The sequence below is a fragment of the Pseudoalteromonas sp. R3 genome, from assembly GCF_004014715.1.
Classification (GTDB): domain Bacteria; phylum Pseudomonadota; class Gammaproteobacteria; order Enterobacterales; family Alteromonadaceae; genus Pseudoalteromonas.
In genome coordinates this window covers 2,413,517-2,433,661 of the sequence record NZ_CP034835.1, presented here as the reverse complement: position 1 = coordinate 2,433,661, position 20,145 = coordinate 2,413,517, and the positions used below count along the sequence as shown (strand labels likewise).

At 48.4% G+C, this 20,145-nt stretch carries 12 protein-coding genes; 6 read left to right on the top strand and 6 right to left on the bottom strand.

Annotation, left to right across the window (positions count from 1 at the left end):
• Positions 1-186: 186 nt before the first annotated feature.
• The gene (locus ELR70_RS15560) at positions 187-489 is read right to left on the bottom strand and encodes a response regulator (RefSeq protein ID WP_054017670.1); all 303 of its coding nucleotides are present in this window, start codon (positions 487-489) and stop codon (positions 187-189) included.
• 343 nt (positions 490-832) lie between these two features.
• Between ELR70_RS15560 and ELR70_RS15555 the strand changes: the two genes are divergently transcribed.
• Complete coding sequence (locus ELR70_RS15555; protein WP_054017669.1) at positions 833-1,360, top strand: TerB family tellurite resistance protein; 528 nt, start codon at positions 833-835, stop codon at positions 1,358-1,360.
• Between the two features lie 163 nt (positions 1,361-1,523).
• Here the strand turns inward: ELR70_RS15555 and ELR70_RS15550 are convergent, their stop codons facing one another.
• Both ELR70_RS15550 and ELR70_RS15545 read right to left on the bottom strand, forming a co-directional pair.
• Positions 1,524-5,666: a hybrid sensor histidine kinase/response regulator gene (locus ELR70_RS15550; protein ID WP_082353405.1), complete on the bottom strand. Its 4,143-nt coding sequence runs from the start codon at positions 5,664-5,666 to the stop codon at positions 1,524-1,526.
• 233 nt (positions 5,667-5,899) lie between these two features.
• On the bottom strand, positions 5,900-7,603 hold the full coding sequence (locus tag ELR70_RS15545) for an AMP-binding protein (protein ID WP_054017668.1): 1,704 nt from the start codon (positions 7,601-7,603) through the stop codon (positions 5,900-5,902).
• A gap of 326 nt (positions 7,604-7,929) precedes the next feature.
• Between ELR70_RS15545 and ELR70_RS15540 the strand changes: the two genes are divergently transcribed.
• From ELR70_RS15540 to ELR70_RS15530, 4 genes are read left to right on the top strand one after another with little or no spacing between them, the layout of a single operon-like run.
• A complete protein-coding gene (locus ELR70_RS15540) occupies positions 7,930-8,871 on the top strand; it encodes an ATP-binding cassette domain-containing protein (RefSeq protein WP_054017667.1) in 942 nt (313 codons plus the stop codon).
• Entirely contained in the window at positions 8,861-10,453 is a 1,593-nt protein-coding gene (locus ELR70_RS25090; protein WP_206613305.1) for a Gldg family protein, read from the top strand. The genes ELR70_RS15540 and ELR70_RS25090 overlap by 11 nt, the downstream gene beginning before the upstream one ends.
• 23 nt (positions 10,454-10,476) lie before the next feature.
• Positions 10,477-11,739, top strand: a complete 1,263-nt coding sequence (locus ELR70_RS25085; RefSeq protein ID WP_206613304.1) for a Gldg family protein — start codon at positions 10,477-10,479, stop codon at positions 11,737-11,739.
• Positions 11,740-12,654, top strand: coding sequence for a DUF4340 domain-containing protein (locus ELR70_RS15530; RefSeq protein ID WP_054017665.1), 915 nt, complete (start codon positions 11,740-11,742; stop codon positions 12,652-12,654).
• 69 nt (positions 12,655-12,723) lie between these two features.
• Here the strand turns inward: ELR70_RS15530 and ELR70_RS15525 are convergent, their stop codons facing one another.
• Entirely contained in the window at positions 12,724-15,897 is a 3,174-nt protein-coding gene (locus tag ELR70_RS15525) for a multidrug efflux RND transporter permease subunit (protein ID WP_054017664.1), read from the bottom strand.
• A 4-nt stretch (positions 15,898-15,901) separates the two neighbouring features.
• On the bottom strand, positions 15,902-17,077 hold the full coding sequence (locus ELR70_RS15520) for an efflux RND transporter periplasmic adaptor subunit (protein WP_054017663.1): 1,176 nt from the start codon (positions 17,075-17,077) through the stop codon (positions 15,902-15,904).
• Between the two features lie 461 nt (positions 17,078-17,538).
• On the opposite strand from ELR70_RS15520, the gene ELR70_RS15515 reads away from it, so the two are divergent.
• Positions 17,539-18,153: a TetR/AcrR family transcriptional regulator gene (locus tag ELR70_RS15515; protein WP_054017662.1), complete on the top strand. Its 615-nt coding sequence runs from the start codon at positions 17,539-17,541 to the stop codon at positions 18,151-18,153.
• Between the two features lie 15 nt (positions 18,154-18,168).
• Here ELR70_RS15515 and ELR70_RS15510 read toward each other — a convergent pair whose 3' ends face one another.
• On the bottom strand, positions 18,169-20,013 hold the full coding sequence (locus ELR70_RS15510) for an ABC transporter ATP-binding protein (RefSeq protein ID WP_054017661.1): 1,845 nt from the start codon (positions 20,011-20,013) through the stop codon (positions 18,169-18,171).
• Positions 20,014-20,145: the final 132 nt, after the last annotated feature.

The following is a 20,145-nucleotide window of genomic DNA, read 5'->3' as shown; positions in this document are numbered from 1 at the left end:
TAATTCCCATAACACAACCTATAAAGAAACTGAAAGCGTCTTTTAGCCGAATAGAAAAATACGGACACCCAGCGTTATCAGTTCTCGTTACGAGTTGCTATGTAAGTATCCAATGTTGCATGTGCCTTGTATGGGTTCTGTTGGGTCAATGCGAGAGGAAAAATTTGTGAATTTAGTAATGGATGTCTACCAATTTACCGCCCCTAATCTGAACCCTTCTATGCGCTCTGATTCGGATTTTTTCGCCGACAACAAAATACTTGGCACACCTTGCGCTACGGCATTTTGTAGTAGCTCCAGACCACTGCCATCAGGCAGCACAATATCCAGAATGGCCAAGTCAAAATTCTCTTCGTATAAAGCTTTTTGCGCACTTTTATGAGTGGTTAAGTGAGATACACAATAACCTGCGTGCGCTAGATAGGCGCTGACTATATCAGCGGTCTCTTGCTCATCTTCAACATAAATAATACGAGTATTGTATTTCATTGACCCGGAAACTTCCCTCTGTAAGAGGCCTGCCACCCATAGTGACGAACACCTGAAATTTTCAACATCCATTCTAAACCAGCCAAAAAGAATACCATATGAATTTTTGTTGTTTCAAGGGGGGCAACCATGGTGTAAAAGCTTGCGATATTACCTCTGCATTCGAACCCACCTAAATGTTTGCGTACACGCCAACCTGCAAAACAACTTTTGCCAAATCAATACCGTTCACTGTATTATTGTTCACAACTGTCTGACTCCAATCATAAAAGCTGACCAGTAATGCATAGCAGGAAGAAGGGAGTCGAATTATCTGTTAGCCAAAAAAGGAGAATTTTTAACAATGCACATTATCTTAGGTTTGCTCGGAGCAATCATTACAATTTTAATTTTGGCTAATCGACTCAACGATTCTGGAATTGATTTGGGCTGGCTTAATCCTTTTTCATGGCACCGCCGCAGGACTTTTCGCAAAAACCACGATCTTAACCCTGTTTTCAAACTGGACTCTCCGTTGGATGTTGCGGGTTTGCTGGTAACAGGGGTGGCAAAAGTGGATGGAGATATCACCGCTACTCAAAAGTCGGCAATCCTTGAGGTGTTTGAGCAAGAGTTTCACCTTAGCCCTGGGGAAGCAAAAGATATGCTCACCTCCAGTGTGTATCTTATAGGTAATGGTCAGGAGTTTTTCTCAAACCCAGCAAGAAGTTTGGAGAGGGCTTATGACCAATTCAAACCAAATCAGGTAGATTCTATAAAAGATCTTTTACAGAGGGTTGCTGATATTGACGGTTCGCCATCTGGTAAGCAAGCTGAGTACATGAAAAAAGTTCTGAAGGGATTACCTACTGTGCGTCCATCAAAATGGTAGGGCTGCGAGATAGCGGCTTTTCGCTATCTCGTGTGCTCTTTTCCTCATTTTAGCATTCCGAATGCTTGGTTCGTCCGTTTTGAATGTGTTGCTCTGACATTAATGAGCAACTCCACTCAACCCAATACTGCTCATTCGTAGATTAGCAAAGCCAGTGCGTTAATCAGGTTATCGTTGTTTTAGTGATCCAGTATTCAAGCTTTTCGGCAACTTTGGCAGATTCTATGGGCTTGGTTATGTAATCATCCATACCTGCATCCAGGCATTTTTGTTTGTCGCCTTGCATGGCATTGGCGGTCATGGCGATGATGGGAATATCTGCCTGGTGACTACCAGCCTGTGCCGAACGTATACAGCGGGTTGCCTCATAGCCATCCATTTTCGGCATCTGGCAGTCCATCAGTACAATAGTGTATGGAGTTGAGTCATCAGCATCGCGCAATTTATCTAATGCTTCATACCCGTTTTCGGCAATGTCAGTTGATATCCCTAAATGCTCTAAGATACGTACAGCTACAATTTGATTAACTTTGTTATCTTCAACGAGTAAAACGCGGGTGTGTTTTGCCCAGCAAGGGGCTGAGATATCGCTATCAGTAAGGGTATTTTGAATGGCTGAAGTGTCAGGATCAGCCTCAGTATTGGCCTTTACGGTAGACAACGCCTTGATGAGGTCGCTTTGTGTTGCTGGTTTGGTGAAGTATCCGTCCAGCTGTTCTGAGCTGGACTCAATGGCTTCGAACTGTTCATCCAGCAGTGTCATCATGATCAATTTTAACCGACTATGTTCAGCGTTTCTCCGTATCTCACAGGCCATCAGCTCGCTACTCATGGTTGGAAGTGAGCGGTTAAAAAAGACAATATCTATGGTGTTGTCAGCCAGTATTTGCAGTGCTATTTCTGCGTTCGTTGCCACACTCACCTTAACCTGCCAAAGTTCAAGTTGCTTTTTGATGGCTTGATTACTGGATGTGTCCGGGTCAACTAATAGCGCACGAATATTCGTAGAATCAAATGTCGGTAAATTTTGCTGATGCTGATCGCTTTTGGATACCAGACAAGTAAATTCAAAGCAGCTACCAATACCCACTTTACTAGAAACGTAAACATCTCCCCCTAACAGCTGGCACAGTCTTCTCGTTATGCTCAGCCCAAGCCCGGTACCGCCGTATTTTCTAGTGGTTGATGCATCAACCTGGGTGAAGGAGTCAAACAGACTCGAGAGCATGTCTTCTGGAATCCCGATTCCGGTGTCCTGGATCTGACAGCTGAGAGTGTACTGGCCATCACTGGCTGAAGGGTTTAGCGAGGCGGAAATGATAATTTCGCCTTCTTCTGTAAATTTAATAGCGTTACTGAGGATATTGGCTGCAATTTGCCTGATCCTGCCTGGGTCGGAATTAATAATGTGTGCGTCTATGCCGGTCAGATCCAAAACAAGGCCGATCCCCTTTGTTTGTGCTGCAAGAGCCATGGATTCTGCAAGCTGTTCAAACAGCTGCCTGACATCAAAGTCAATGAATTCCAGCTCGAGTTTATCGGCCTCAATTTTTGAAAAATCAAGAATGTCGTTAATGAGGCTGAGTAAGGAGTGCGCACTGTTGCTGGCAATCCCCACCGAGTGTTCTTGTTCGGGTGTTAACTCGCTGTGTTTGAGTAGCTCCAACATGCCCAAAACGCCATTCATGGGTGTCCTGATCTCGTGACTCATATTGGCCAAAAACTCAGATTTAAGCCGGGTGGCTTCTTCCGCTTTTTTCAGTGCTGCCTCAAGCGCAGTGGCTTGTGATTTTAATGAGGCGGTTTTCTCAGAGACCTGCTCCTCAAGCTGTATTACAAACTGCTTCTGGCGGTCTATCTCCGCTTTTTGTAGTCGGGTACGCAAGTAGATCACGCTAAAAATAACCAGAGCACACGCCAATGCATACAAAGTGTATGCCCACCAAGTTTTCCACGGAGGCGGGGACACGTGCAGGTTAACAGACAGAATGCTTGAGCCCCATTCGCCACGGCTGTTGGTTGCTTTTACCTGAAAGGTATAATGCCCGCCATCTAAGTTAGTGAAAGAGGCGCTATTGCGGTTGCCTATTTCTATCCAGTTGTCATCGTAACCTTCAAGCTTATAGGCATACAGATTCTTATTGGGCGAGACAAAGTCCAGTACTGAAAATTCCAGAGAGAATATGTAATCGAGATATGTAAGGTAAATATCAGTCACATAGGAGTAGGGTCTGTCCAATTTAACGGGCTGCCCCATTTTGTTAAAGCCGGTAAGGACCAGAGCAGGATCTTTTTGGTTTGCCTGCAAAGGGCGTGTACTAAAGTACTCGATGCCGCGTTGACTGCTGGTAAATAAGAGATCGTGCTTACCTTTAACCAGGCTATCCGGATAATAATTTAGTCCGAGCAGCCCATTGTGGCTGTCAAAATTAGTGACTTTACCATCTGCTGGTGAGAACTTGGTGATGCCTCTGTTGGTGGTGAGCCATAGATTCCCTCGCATGTCATCCGAAATCGAACGGATCAGATTGCTGGGTAAGCCATTTTGCATGCTAAAGTGCGCGAAGTTATTGGTCTGAGGCTGGTAGAGGTTAAGCCCTTGCTGAGTGGCAATCCAGATTTGCCCGTCCTGAGTTTGATGAATATCCTGAACAATACTACCAAGCAGGCTGTCCTCTCGATAAATATTATTTGTAAACGGCTGAAATATTTGTTCTTTTTCCAGCCAAAGATTAACGCCATTGCCGGTGCCAACCCACATATTCTGTGAATTATCTTGGTATATTGTCAGAACTTCTGGGTGAGATAAGCCATAGGAGGGGTCAAGATGCCTGAAGGTGCCTTTATCTGGGCTGTAAATATAAACGCCATTTTTATATGTGCCTATCCACAGATCGCCTTGCTTATCGAGGGCGAGTGCTCTGATTTCCCTAAATTCTCGGTGGTTAGGGTCATCCTTGGGATAACGAATGAGCTCTGCCTCGAGCGAGTCTAAATGAAACTTCGCCAGTCCTTCATCTTGTGCAACCCATAAGTTACCCCGTGTGTCGAGATGCAAGACAGGGCGCTCTAATAGTCTGTTTTCATTAAATCCATTTGACTCGTTAAAAATTGGGCCAGACAGGGTGCGCAAGGTTTGCGAAGACACGTCCCATTTTAACAGGTGTGACCTTGAGTTTACTATGAGCAGATCACCGTTACTGTCTGAGGTAATGCCATTAGGTGCCTGTAGTTTTGAGCTGTTAATTGACTTAAATTTGCGATGAGGTACCAGTTTGAAAATGCCATGCACTTCGTTGGTTATCCAGAGCGTTCTGGCACTATCTTCAAAGATAATTCTCATGCCATGACTATGCTCAAGGTCTAGTTGCACTAACTCATCAGTTGAAGGGGTTTTTCTGAATACCCCTTTACTGGTAACAAACCAGATGTAACCCTCCTGATCTTCAATCATGGAGTTTACCTGGCCAAGATGACTGCCATCTTGTGGTCCTATTTCGGTAAAATCAGCACTTTCTGGGTCAAATGTGAATGGACCTTGTTGTGTGCCTACATAAAGCTGGTTGTCAGACGCCTTTAAAATATGGCGGATTTCATTTGTGCCGGTTGGGGTGATATTGGCTGAGTCGGGAAAAAAGTAATGGAAACTTTTGGTGGTTTTATCGTATAAATTTAACCCATAGCTGGTAGCAATCCAGATACGGTCCTTGCCGTCATTTTCTATGTCCCAGATCCGATTATGGGAAAGGCCAGTGGCCGACTCAGAAGTTTTCTTGATGTGTTCAAACTGACCTTGCCCTAAGTATCGGTTGAGACCACTATCATAAGATCCCAGCCAGATAGAGCCATCCAGATCGTGATACAAAGACTGTATCCTGTTGGCGGAAATTGAATCGGCTTGTTTGGGGTCATGGAGAAAATTTTCAAATTTTCCTGTTCTTGGATCATAGCGATTCGCGCCGCCACCCCAGGTCCCGATCCAAATGTTTCCATTCCTGTCCAGCATCAGGTTCCCTGCGTCATTATGGGACAGGCCCCCTGCATTTTTGCCATCAAACTCAAACAGGGTGACTTTGCGACCATCGTAGCGCATGACCCCATTTTCTGCTGTTCCAAACCAGAGTAGCCCTTGTTGGTCTTGAATAATGGAGTAAATTTCTGACGAGACAAACCCATCTTCAGCGGTCAGCTTTTTCAGAGAGTATTGATTGGCAAGCAAGGGAATGTTGCCAAAGCAAAGCGAAGGTATGACGGCCATCAAGACCAAAAGTGTTTGTATTGCGATTAACCGTCTACCCAAATGCATGATTGGCAACCATGAAAAATACTTTAAAAGTGGAGCTCGTGTTAATAGGCTAGTTGAATTTGTGAACGATTTCTATGTATTTAGCTGTTTATGCTGTTAAAATTTTATTGTGTGAGTAAGTCTTTTTTATTCAAAAACCCTTTTACTTTAACCAATAAGGTGCCTGAAAATGGCTGAGCTTCAGTTATCAGGCGTGTATTGCTCGTTGGTGAAGGGCGACGTGTCGCCCTTACTTATGCAAGTTCACTGAGAGATTTTTCCATCGCTTCGCGCATTTTAAATTTTTGTAGTTTTCCGGTGACTGTCATAGGGTAAGTGTCGACAATACGTATGTGTTTAGGAACTTTAAAATAGGAGAGTTTGTCTTTTAGGTAATCCCGCACAGCTTCTTCATCGACATAATGTTCCGGCTTGAGCTGTAGCCAGGCACACACTTCCTCACCGTACTTTTCATCATGGATCCCAAATACAGCGGCATCTTGAATGTCGGGATGATGATACAATACTTCTTCTATCTCTCGTGGGTAGATGTTTTCGCCGCCGCGGATGATCATGTCTTTGATGCGCCCGACAATGGCGACATAACCTTCGTCATCCATCACACCCAGATCGCCCGAGTGTAACCAGCCGTCAGCGTCTATGGTTGCCTGAGTTTTCGTGTCATCTTGCCAATAGCCCAACATAACACTGTATCCGCGAGCACAGACTTCACCTGGTACTCCTTTGGGGGTAAGCTCGCCACTTTCATCAATGATTTTCACCTCTGTATGGGCAATGGCTCGACCGACTGTTGTGACCCGTTTTATCAAAGGGGCTGACACGTCAGTAATATGGTTAATAGGGCTGCATTCAGTCTGGCCATAGCCAATTAAGACGTCGGTCATATGCATTTTGCTCTGAACATCACGCATCACCTTTTCCGGGCAGGTGGCACCCGCCATAACGCCTGTTCTGAGAGAGCTCAGGTCGAACTGATTGAATTGCTCATGCTCCAGCTGCGCGATAAACATGGTCGGTACGCCATGTAATGCAGTACATTGCTCTGCCTCGACAGTTTGTAGTGTCAAAAGCGGATCAAAAGCGTCATTTGGGAAGACCGCACAGGCCCCCTGACTAAGACATACTAAATTGCCCAGCACCATGCCAAAGCAGTGATATAGGGGCACCGGGATGCAAAGTTTATCTTGTTCTGTCAGCTGCATAGTCTGCGCGACCAGGTTAGCATTGTTGAGAATATTTCGGTGAGTTAACGTTGCGCCTTTGGGGTTGCCGGTTGTTCCTGAGGTAAACTGGATATTGATGGCGTCGGTAGGGTTTAGTCTGGGTCCGATAGTGCGCAGGGCGTCATAATCTTGTTCTGAGGCGAGTGTAAGCAACTGGTTGAAATCAAACAGTCCTGCCGGGACCACTTCTCCAGTTTGTGGAATAACCACAACATGGGTCAGATCTGGTAGTCTGGGAGCGTACAGATCTCCAAAAGAGCAATCTTCCAGGCCCGGGGCAAGTTCTTTGAGCATATCGACATAGTTACTATGTTTGAATTGGGAGGCCATAATGAGCATTTTGCAGCCGGCATTATTGAGCGCAAATTCCAGTTCGGCAGGGCGGTAAGCCGGGTTCAGACACACCATAATGGCACCGATCCGTGCGGTGGCAAATTGCACCAGCGACCATTCAAGATTATTGGGTGACCAAAGCCCAACTCTGTCGCCTGGCTGGATCCCGCAGTGCAATAGCGCAGCAGCCAGCTCGTCAATACGAGTCAGGTATTCACGGTAGTTAAGGCGATGTTGCTGATGGCAGACAACAATCGCTTCACGCTCCCCAAACTGCTCGACAATGCGCTCCAGATAGCCGCCGATGGTTTGCTCAAGTAAAGGCCTGTCAGAGACGCCACGATGATAGCTGAGGGTTGGCTTGATTGCTGATGTTGTCATGATCTTTTCCTTGTTGTTGTCATTGCCTGCGGCACACCCATGAAATCACTAAAGGTGCTTAAAACGTAATAAGCTATAACTCAAAGAAATAGTAAAGTTTGTCCCATTGCAAGCCAGAGCCGACGAAATGACATGAAATTAGACTAAAGGCTAACAGAACATTATGCGTCACCGAAAAAGGTGCAATTACAACTTGAATTGCTTCTTCAATGACCCTATATGCAAATTTGGCGTCTCGACGAGCCAGCCTCTTCAGACTGTGCTCAGAAACGCCAACAAATACAACAAATCACTTTCATCTCAATAGCTTTGTATTAGGAGGCCAAATGCTTACGGTGCGTGATTTATCCCGTCGCTACGGGAATTTTATTGCTGTCAACAATGTCAGCTTTGACATTGAACCTGGTCAGATAGTGGGCTTGCTTGGCCACAATGGCGCAGGTAAAACCACCATAATGAAAATGCTCTCAGGTTATCTGGAGCCGGATGACGGGGAGGTCGCGCTAGATGGCATCAATCTGGCCAAAAACTCTAGGGCGTTTCAGGCAAAACTGGGCTACCTGCCCGAAAGTTTGCCAGTCTATCCGGATATGATAGTGGCTGATTATCTGGATTTTGCAGCCAGTCTAAAAGGGTTGCAGGGCAGGAACAAGAACCAACAGATAAAGCAAGCCGTCGGCGCAACCGCACTTGAAACCCGTTTATTTTCCTCAATCTCATCTTTGTCACGTGGTTACAAACAAAGGGTCGGGGTGGCGCAGGCCCTGCTTGGTGAGCCACGCCTGCTGATCCTGGATGAACCAACCAATGGTCTGGATCCGCAACAAACACAGCAGATGAGGCACCTGATTAAGGAAGTAGCTAAACGGGCGACTGTCATATTATCGACCCATATCATGCAGGAAGTCGAGGCCTTGTGTGACCGTGTGATATTGCTGAGCAAAGGAGAAATTCAGCTCGATAAACCACTGAGCGAGATAAAAAATAGTACTCAGGTGGCGCTATGTTGCGATGCAGCTCCAGCACAGCTTGGGTTTGTTTCTCGTCTAAGTGGCGTGCGGCGTTTCAATCTGGTCTCACACACTGGCGATTATCATACGTATCATCTCGATCTTATGCCTGAGGCGGAGCACTCAAACGTGTGTGCTGAACTGATTCAAAAGTTGGTACATTGTGGACTCCGAGTTTTCGAAGTCGGGCAGGTAAACCGGGATCTGGAAACCCTATTTAGCGAATATGGTCAGAAGGAGGCAAGCCATGCAGCATAATGTAACGCCATTGAGGCTGTGCTGGACAATTGCCGCTAAAGAACTGTGGCTGGTATTTTCGTCACCACTGGCATATCTGTTCTTATTGGTTTTTGGTGGTGTGGCCCTGTTTACTTTCTTCTGGGCTGAGGCTTTTTTTGCCCGCAATATTGCGGATATCAGACCTTTGTTTGAGTGGTTACCGGTACTGATGATCTTTTTGTCATCGGCCTTTACCATGCGCCTATGGAGTGATGAGCGTCGCTCCGGTACGCTGGAGTTTGTTTACACCCAGCCACTTGGGTTGTGGCAATTTGTATTGGGCAAATTTATTGCCTGTGTGCTGTTGCTGCTACTGGCTTTAGCCATCACTTTGGTGGTGCCATTGAGTGTCTCATTTTTGGCTGAACTGGACTGGGGCCCGGTCTGGTCGGGCTATCTGGCAACCTTATTACTGGGCAGTGTGTATCTCAGTATAGGCTTATTTGTCTCCGCCAGAACGGATAACCCGATCATCAGTTTTATGCTTGCCACATGTATCTGTGTACTCTTATATGTGATTGGTAGTGAGGGGCTAACCGGGTTTTTTGGCCACCAGATTGCGGAAGTTATGCGCTTGTTCGGAACGGGTAGTCGCTTTGAATCTATTGCCCGGGGTGTAGTGGATTTAAGAGATCTGTATTATTATTTGTCGCTGATCCTAGTCTTTTTGCTACTCAATGTGTTCGCTTTGGAGCGCGCCCGCTGGGTGGATAAACCCGTCAAAGCTCATCATAAACACTGGCATTTGGGAGTCACTTTTGCTGTCGCCAACTTGCTATTTGCAAACCTGTGGTTATACAAGCTGCCTTATTTGCGCGTTGACACCACACAGGGGCAGCAATACTCCATTTCGACCCAGACAAAACGCTATTTACAGCAGTTAGAAGAGCCCTTGTTGATCCGTGGTTATTTCTCTGCAAAAACCCATCCTTTGCTGGCGCCGCTGGTACCACAAATGCGAGATCTGATCGCTGAATATGAAGTGGCAGGTGCAGGCAAAGTGCGGGCAGAGTTTATAGACCCACAGCAAAATCCGCAGCTGGAAGAACAAGCCAACCGTGAATATGGGATCCGGGCAATGCCGTTCCAGGTTGAAGACCGTTATCAGTCTGCAATAGTCAGTTCCTATTTTGATATATTGGTCAAATATGGGGATCAGTACCAGGTACTTGGTTTTAGAGACTTAATTGAGGTTAATGCCCGTGGTGAGAGCGACCTGGATGTGGTGCTCAGAAACCCGGAGTATGACCTGACCCGCACCATTAAATCCGTGCTTGAAGATTACCGCGCTGAAGGCCAGATATTCGATATGGTGGATAAACCGCTGACCTTCAATGCCTATGTATCTGCCACGCAAGTGCTACCCGAGCAGCTCAATTCTCTGCTTGAGGATATCAGGCAGGTAATGACGACGTATGAGGCTGACGCGAATGGCAAGCTCAGCGTTAACTATCAGGATCCGGCTGAAGACAGCGCGCTTGCACAGCATCTGGCTGAAGAGCTGGGGATGATGCCAATGCGAGCTGGTTTGTTATCCGGCGAAGAGTTTTATTTTATCTGACACTCGAAAATGACGAGCAGGTAGTGCAACTGGCGTTGGAAGACTTCAGTATTGAGGCGTTTGAGCGCAGCTTTGACGCTGCGGTGGAGAAGTTTGCACAGGGTCTTAATAAACACATTGCGCTGGTAATGCCGGATGCCATGTCATCACCGGGTCGATACGGGCAAAGTGCCTTTAGTCAGGTTGAGCGTTTGCTGGCCCAGCAGGCCAATGTGAAACGGGAAGACTTGTCGGATGGCCATGTTGATGACAGTGCCGATCTGTTATTGTTGCTGGCGCCTGAGTCTCTGGATGAGCAAGCATTGTTTGCGGTAGACCAGTTTATGATGCGTGGCGGAACGGTCGTTGCTGCAACGTCGCCTTATCAGATTAATCTCAGTGGCCGCAGCCTGAACCTTACTGAGCACAACAGCGGCCTGCAAGCTTGGCTGGCGCATCATGGCGTGAATATACCAAAGCAGGTGATCCTGGACGAGCAACATGGCGCATTTCCGATACCTGTGACGCGCAGCGTTGGCGGCTTGCAGTTTCAGGAAATTCAGATGCTGGAATATCCTTACTTTGTGGATGTCCGCGCAGAGGGGCTGAACAAACAAAGCCTGATCACCCGTGGGCTTGCCCAGGTTACAGTGCCCTGGTCTTCGGGTATTGACTATCAGGGCGAAAACAACTTTGAACCTCTGTTACGTAGTTCTGAACAGGCCTGGCAGACAACACAACTGGATGTGATGCCGAGTTTCAATACTCAGGGAGAGGTGAGTTATCCGCAAAGCTCTCAGCGCACACAATTCGATATAGCTGCCGTCATAGAGGGTCGTTTTACTTCCTACTTTGCCGATAAGCCCTCAACAAACCGTGCTGATGAGGGCGAAGAGCAAACCGAAAGCAGTGAAGCAGAACAAACTGAGTTGCAGATTGATCAAATGGTTCGGCACTCGCCAGAAAAAACCCGATTAATCGTGTTCAGTAGTAATGCGATGTTTAGCGATCAGGTACTCGGATTGATTGGCAGCACCAATCAGTCTGCCTCGCTTAATAACCTGGCGCTGTTACAAAATACCCTCGACTGGGCTTTGGAAGACGATGGTTTGCTGGGGATCCGGGCACGAGGTCATTTTAACCGGACATTACCGCCGCTTACTGAGAAAACTGCAATGCACATCGAATTGTTTAACTATGGTGCGGTTGCAAGTCTTATCCTGATCATTGCATTGGTGGCTAAAGTGCGTCGCACCAGACGCCTGGCGCGCCACCAGTCTGCTTTTACGCCAGAGGAGGCACGTTAAATGAAAGTGATAATGTGGTTGGGCATTGGCCTGTTGTTGCAAAGTGGCGTGGCAGCGTTGCTATGGTTGAATGATGGCAGCGACAGCGCCGTTACCAGCGCCTGGCAGGTTCAACAAAATGATATTACCCGGTTAGCGCTGAGCACTCAATCTGAGGAGGCTGAGCAAAGTGTTGCCTTGATCAAATCAGGCGATAACTGGACGCTAGAGTCACATCCGGAGCTTGCGGTTGATCAGAGCAAAGTCCAGCGTGTGCTAGCTCAGCTTAGTCGTTTGTCTATGCGTTTTCCTGAAACCACCAGCCAGGCAAGCCATACGCGCTTTAAAGTAGCGCAGGACGACTATGCACTCAAACTGGACCTGGGTGACGCAGGGCAGCTCTATGTTGGTAATACCCCGGCATTTAAGCAAGTATATGTTCGACCGGGAAAGAACGATGAGGTCTACCGGGTGGAGCTAAACCGCTATGATCTGAGCACGGAAATTGATAGCTGGCTGGAAGCTGACTTACTGTCTCTGGATGAGGTCAGTCAGATCCGTGTTGGCGACTTGCAGCTTATTAAACGAGAGGAAAGCTGGACGCTGCGCAAAGCGGGTGAAGAGCTGAGCGACTCATTGGATACCGACAGCCTGAAGGCGGCATTGAGGACGCTTGAGAATTTGCGTGTTGGCGCTGTGAGCCAGGCAAGTTTGGAGGTTGTGGCCCGCTTTGAAGCCGGTGACAACGACATCTTGTCTCGTTATGAGCTGGCCCGGGAGGATGACCAGTATTGGGTTCGCAAAGCGGGTATTGAAGGTTACTGGTTTAAATTGTCCCAAAGCGAATTTGCGGCACTGCAATCTTTAAGCGACCCTGAGCAACTGTTGGTTGCTGATAATCCTCAGCAAGGCGCTTTAGAGCAAACGTCAGACTAACCTTTTTGTCTGCATAAACAAAAGCGCCGGTGCTCTTTGAGTCACCGGCGCTTTTATGCTTTGTGCAGCTTAGGCTAAATCTTCTTTAGTATCTACGCGCTCAGCTTTATGTTGCTGCGCAATTTCTTCGCACAGCTCGTGTTTGGAGCGTTTCTCAGCCACACGTCTTGCGGTTAACCAGTAGAAGAATAGGGGCAGGAAGAATACGGCCAGGAAAGTGGCTGCAAGCATACCACCCATTACCCCGGTGCCGACACTATGACGTGCACCCGCACCTGCACCTGAGCTCAGTACCAGCGGTACTACGCCCAGAATAAAGGCCAGTGAAGTCATAATAATGGGGCGGAATCTCAACCTTGCCGCTTCCAGTGCGGCCGCAGCTGGGCTCCAGCCTTGCTGTGTCTTCATCAGCGCGTACTCAACGATCAGAATGGCATTTTTACTGGCCAGGCCAAGCAAAGTGACCAGACCAATCTGGAAGTAAACGTCGTTGGTTAGACCTGCAACCCAGATTGAGATAAGCGCACCAAAAGTACCAAAGGGTAGTGCCAGCAATACAGAAATAGGCAGTGACCAACGTTCATACAGCGCTGCCAGGATCAAAAATACCATCACAACGGCCAGCCCCAGTGCCAGACCGGTTGTGCCTGAGCTGCGCTTTTCCTGATACGCGGATGCTGTCCACTCAAAAGTCATATCCGGTGGCAAAACTTGCTTAGCGATTCGCTCAAACTCAGCAATGGCCTGGCCAGAGCTGTAACCGGGCGCGGCATTACCCATCAGCTTAACGGCCGACAAGTTATTGTACCTTTGCAGGGTTTCCGGACCCCGGCTGTATTCAATGTCAGTGAACGCCGAGATAGGGACCATTTCACCTCGGTTGTTTTTCACATAAATGCGGCCAACGTCTTCGGGTGACATACGGAACTCAGCTTCGGCTGACAATAGTACCTGCCACGCACGGCCAAACTTATTAAAGTCATTGACATAGTAATTACCCAGGTTAGCGGCAAGTGCGTTGAACGCCGAGTTGATGTTCACGCCCATCGCACGTGCCTGCTCTCTGTCCATATGAACTTTCAGCTGCGGTGCATCTGGTCGCCAAAGCGTCTGAATGCCGGCCAGAACTGGGCTCTTTTGCGCTTCGCCCATTAGCATCTGCATGCCTTGTTTGAGGCGCTCAGGGTCGGTACCTGCTTTATTTTGCAGGTATACCTCAAAGCCGCCGGTGGTACCCAGGCCAAAAATCGCTGGAGGGTTGAAGGCCAGTACCAGCGCTTCGTTGATCCCGGCGGTCTTCATAAACAGCTCACCAACCAGAGATTTAGTATCGATTTCGCGCTCATCCCAGTGTTTCTGGGTAATGAACAGGGTCGCCGCGCTGTTTTTGTAACCACCACCGATAAAGTCAAAACCGGTAAAGGCTACTACGTTTTCATTGGCCGGGTTAGACTGAGCAGCTGCAACCACTTCTTCAACAACTGCAGCGGTGCGTTCAAGTGATGAGCCATCAGGCAGGAACACTGCGGCAATATAAAAGCCTTGATCTTCATCCGGAACCAAAGACCCCGGCGTTTTTTGCCAGATGAAAACGGTTGCGCCAACCATGGAGGCCATGAGTACTAGTCCAAGCAGGCCACGACGGATCATAAAGCTCACGGAGCCGACATACCGGCCAGTGACGCGCTGGAACCAGTTATTGAACCACAAGAAGAAACCTGCAGTTTGTTTGTGCTCATGTTTGAGGATCATTACGCACAACGCGGGTGTCATAGTCAGTGCGACTACACCCGACAGGCTCACCGAAATCGAGATGGTGATGGCGAATTGTCGAAATAACTCACCGGTTAATCCACCCAAAAATGCGATAGGGACGAACACTGAACACAATACCAGTACAATTGCGACCACCGGGCCGCTAACTTCCTGCATTGCCTTAATAGCTGCTTCACGAGCATTCAGGTGTTGTTCGTGCATGATCCGCTCGACGTTTTCCAGCACCACGATAGCATCGTCGACCACGATACCAATAGACAACACCATGCCAAAGAGTGTCAGGGTATTGATGGAGTAACCAAGCATATACAGGCCGGCAAAAGTGCCCAATAATGAAACCGGGACTGCGAGAGTCGGAATTAATGTTGCGCGCCAGTTTTGCAAGAACAGGTATACCACTAAAAATACCAGCACCATGGCTTCAACCAGCGTGATTAGTACTTCGCGAATGGACACCTCTACAAAGCGGGTTGTGTCGTATGGAATACCGTGGTCAAGTCCGACCGGAAATTGCTGACGTAGCTCAGCAATCACAGATTCTACTTCGTTCGCTACATCCAGTGCATTGGCACCAGGTTGCAGGAAAACACCCAGTAATACCGCCTCTTTACCGTTAAAAGTACCGGCAAAGTTGTAATCTTTTGAGCCCAGCTCGACACGCGCAACATCTTTAAGGCGCAGGGTTGAGCCATCCGGGTTGGCGCGGATAATAATCGCCTCAAATTCTTCAGGCGTAGACAAACGACCTTTGGCAGTCACACTGTACACCAGCTCCTGCGGATGGCTGCTGGTTGGCGTGGCGCCGATGGTTCCTGCTGCATACTGTGAGTTTTGTTCACGGATGGCTGCGGTGATCTCTTCGACCGTCACACCCAGCTGACTCATTAAATCAGGGCGGATCCACACTCGCATGGCGTAATCTTTGGCACCAAAAATTTGTACGCTGGTGGTACCGGGAATACGCTTAATGCGGTCAAGAATATTCATAGTCACATAGTTCGACGTCCACAGACTGGAACGCGTACCGTCAGGCGAATAAAACGCATGAACCTGTAAGAAACTGGAGGAGCCTTTCGCCACCACGACGCCCTGGCGGCGAGTTTCTTCCGGCAAACGCGCTTCAACCTGTTTGACGCGATTGTTGACGTCGACCGCGGCCTGATCAATATCGGTGCCAATTTCGAAGGTGACAGTGATAGTGGTTGTGCCGGAGCTGGTACTGGTTGACTCCATATACATCATGCCTTCAACCCCAGTGATGGCATTTTCTATTGGTGCTGCAACCGTTTGTTCCAATACATCGGCAGACGCGCCCGGGTAAAAGGCGGTTACCTGAACCTGAGGAGGGGCAATCTCTGGATACTGTGCAATAGGCAGGGTGCGCATTGCTGCCAGACCTGCCAGTACAATGACAATGGAGATCACAAATGCAAATATCGGGCGATCGATAAAATACTTAGAGAACATACAATTATTCTCCTTCACCGCTCACTGAGACTGGCATTCCCGGGAAGAAGATCCGCGCCATGCCTTCAACGATCACGGGTTGGCCGGGTGTCAGGCCTTGTCGTATCACCCACATATTTTTACCATCTAAATTCACCCATTCACCCACTTCAACAGGGGCGGGCAAAGCAACGGTCATACCTTGTTCATTCTCGGTTGCGATATAGACAAACTTACCTGTGCCGTTATCCAACACCGCACGCTGTGGCAACACAATAGCATTGTTACGCACCGCGCCTGACAGACGAACGCGGACAAACTGACCCGGGCGCAGTTCACCGTCGGGGTTATTGATGCGTGCTTGGAGCTCACTGGTACCCGTAAAACGGTTGACTCGCACATCCGAGAAGTCAACTTTGCCGGAGTGTGCATAGACAGAGCCATCCTGCAGTACTATGGTGGCGTTGAACTCGTTGTTTTTGGGCAGGCTGAGGGTGCCATTTTCGACATCCTGGCGCATTGCCAATTGCTCTCGCTCAGAAAAGCCGAAGCGTGCGCGCATCATGCCGGTGTCGGTCAGTTCACTCAGGAGTACAGTCGGACCTGAGACATAGCTACCTTGGGAGACAAATTCCCGGCCCATGATACCCGAAACGGGTGCTTTAACCTGAGCATATTCCAGGTCCAGCTGCGCTTCACTGAGCGCTACTTTGGCTGAGTCCAGATTTGCGATGGCAATTTCGTACGCTGATACGGCATTATCGAAATCCCGCTTCGACACTGAGCGTTCGTCTTTCAGGCGCTCAAGCCGGTCTTTTTCACGCTTTGCCTGCGCTACATTGGCTTTGGCTGCGTTGAGTTCAGCTGCGGCTTTTTCAAGCTCCAGTTGCAATGGACGAAGCTCAATGGTAAATAAAGAGCGCCCGGCTTTAACATACTGACCTTCCTCAAAATTTCGGGACTCAATAAGCCCCGACACGCGGGCCCGGATCTCCACTTCTTTATCGCCAGCCAGTGTCGCTGGCAGCTCGATATTAAATGGCACACTTTGGGTTGTGACTTTGTTGATGCTTACCTGTGCGGGCGGCATAGAGGGGCCACCCTGGCCTTGTGGCGCCTCGGAGCAGGCGGAAATAATGAGTGCAGACAATACCGTTGTTGCCAGGTGTACTACACGACTGCTTTTGTTGGCTGGATACATGTATACTCCAAATCCTGATTAAAATTTTTTATTCCTGAAAAGAGACGAATTAAACTCTCATTTATTGGGTTTACTTTTGCATTTATTCGCTGACGTGTTCACAAACCAATCAAGTAAGTGTAGCACTGCTTTTATAATTGCGTGTGCCGATTTAATTACTGTAGATCCGGCCCTGAAACCAGTGAACAGACTGTCTTACGGCGCGCTGTCTACACCAAAACAGCGCAAACCGGGTCAGCATTAAAGCACCGGCTGCTGCTTATCCAACAGGATTTTCAGTCAGTTGTACTGTGCTGGGATGAGTCGACAATGTTGCAAGTATACGCAAGTGTATACCTAATTTTTTATTGGGTAAACGGTGTGGTGTACTTTTTTAAGAATTTAGTACACGAAAGCGTTTACTTTCACACTGGGCCTTTTTAAGTTAAACTGCTGTTAATTTCACACAGATGTTCGAGTCGATGACCCAGCTTACTGAAAAACAACAAGCAATATTAAGCGCAGCGGTAGAAGAGTTTGCTCAGCGGGGACTGCAGGCCACCACTATGGAGGCAATTTGCGGTGCAGCAGGGGTATCCAAACGTACATTGTACAAGCATTATGCAACAAAAGAAGCCTTGTTTGATGCGGTGGTTGTTTCGTTAATTGAAAGAATACAGCCGATTACCACCATTCAGTTTATCCCAAACTATGATTTTGAAATTCAGCTGCGTCACCTTGCCGACAGCGCTGTTTCTTTGTTAGCGGACGTAGACTATATCAAGTTGTCACGCATCGTTATGATCGAGTCCATGCGCTGTCAGGCCCAGGCTGACAGGCTTAATAGTAAGTTTAGCCAGTGCGAAGCTGCAATGAGCCTGTGGTTTGAAGAGGCTTACAGAGCTGGATGTCTGGGAACTTTCTCTGCGCCATTTGCTGCAGCGTTTTTTTGGGGGGCGTTGAAAAGGCTGACGTTTTGGGATCAGGCTATCCGCTGGCAGGCCCCCCTTTCGGAAGCAGATCTTGATGCTTTTGTGGATCAGGCCTGCCAGTTGTTTTGTGGGGGCATAAAATACGCAACGCAACAACCGACCTGAGCCACATGGCTGCGACTATTCAACACCAATAAAACCGCCCGTTTGATGTGTCCACAATTTCGCATAAATACCATCTTGTTTCAGTAGGGCATCGTGTGTGCCTTGTTCGACAATCTGACCCTGATCCATCACTATCAGCCGGTCCATTTGTGCAATGGTCGATAAGCGGTGTGCAATAGCAATCACGGTTTTACCTGTCATCAGACTGTCTAAACTATCCTGAATCGCCGCTTCAACTTCAGAGTCCAGTGCCGCGGTTGCCTCATCCAAAATCAGAATAGGGGCATTCTTTAGTAATACTCGTGCTATGGCAATACGCTGGCGTTGTCCGCCTGAAAGCTTAACACCGCGCTCACCCACCTGGGCATCCAGTCCGGTATTCCCCTGGCTGTCTTCAAGCCCTTCGATAAACTGACTCGCTTCGGCCTGATTAATGGCATCCAGCAGCTCGGCTTCACTGGCGTCGGGCCTGCCGTACAGTACATTATCACGGACACTACGGTGAAGCAGCGCAGTGTCTTGTGTGACCATGGCAATGCGTGCACGCAAACTTTCCTGGTTAACCTGAGCAATATTTTGCCCGTCAATTTCAATGCCGCCTTGCTGAACATCGTAAAAACGCAGTAACAGATTAACCAGGGTTGATTTACCTGCGCCAGAGCGGCCAACAATGCCGATTTTTTCGCCAGGGGAGATGGTCAGGTTGAGTCCCTGAATAACAGCTTGCTGATCGGCGTGTTTTTGCCGTTTGTAGGCAAAATGCAGGTCGGTAAATTTTATTTCGCCTTTGGTGACTTTTAATGCCGGCGCATTGGGCAGATCCTGCACGTCTAACGGCCTGGCTAAGGTATTTTTACCGTCAATGGCCGTGCCGATGTTTTCAAACAGGCTGGACACTTCCCACATGATCCACTGCGACATGCCGTTAAGGCGCAAAGCCAGAGCAATCGTGATTGCAATCGCACCACTGGTGATGGCGCTGAGTGACCAAAGGTAAAGTGAACCAGCCGCGACACTGAACACCAAAAGAAAGTTAAGCGTCTGGATGCTGACGTTTAACTGGGTTGCCAGTCGCATCTGGGCATAGACAGGTTGGATAAACAGGTCCATGCTTTCCCGGGCGTAGACTTCTTCGCGTTTATTATATGAGAACAGCTTCACGGTGGTGATATTCGTGTAGCTGTCGACCACGCGACCAGTCATCTGAGAGCGGGCATCGGCTTGTTTACTGGCAATCTGTTTGAGTCGGGGGACAAAATAAAACTGCATACCTATGTACAAGACCAGCCAAATCAGCAGTGGGATCATCAGTCTCATGTCATTGTCGCTCACCAGCGCAAGCATAGCGCCAAAGTACACAATAACGTAAACCAGTACATCGAGCAGCTTCATCACCGCTTCTCGGATGGCCAGGGCCGTTTGCATAACTTTGGTTGCAATGCGCCCGGCAAATTCATCCTGATAGAAAGAGATACTTTGTTTTAGCAGATAGCGATGCGCCAGCCAGCGAATGGCCATAGGGTAGTTACCCAGCAGGCTTTGATGCAGTATCGCACTGTGGAAAAATACCAGGCAGGGCAGACCGACTAAAGTGATCACGGCCATCACAGTGAGCTCCTGGCGCTTGACTTCAAACAACTCAGCGGGCGTGTAAGCCTGCATCCAGTCAACCAGTGTGCCCATAAAGCCAAACAACATCACCTCGAGCGCAGCCAGGGTGGCAGCCGACAGCGACATCAACAACAGAGGCCATTCCATGCCTTTGGTATAAAACCGGCAAAACGCCAGCAAGCCTTGTGGTGGTTGTGTCGCTGGTCGCGCTGGGAATGGGTCGGTGAATCGTTCGAAAAACTTAAGCATATTGCCTCCTGCATAATGACAGTGCCGGGCTGACCCTGTGTGTTGATGTGGTGTGTTCGTAGGTTTGCTCAGAAAAAGCGCACACGCCTTGCGTACTTATAACGCAGAATATGACTGAAAACCAAGTGACAA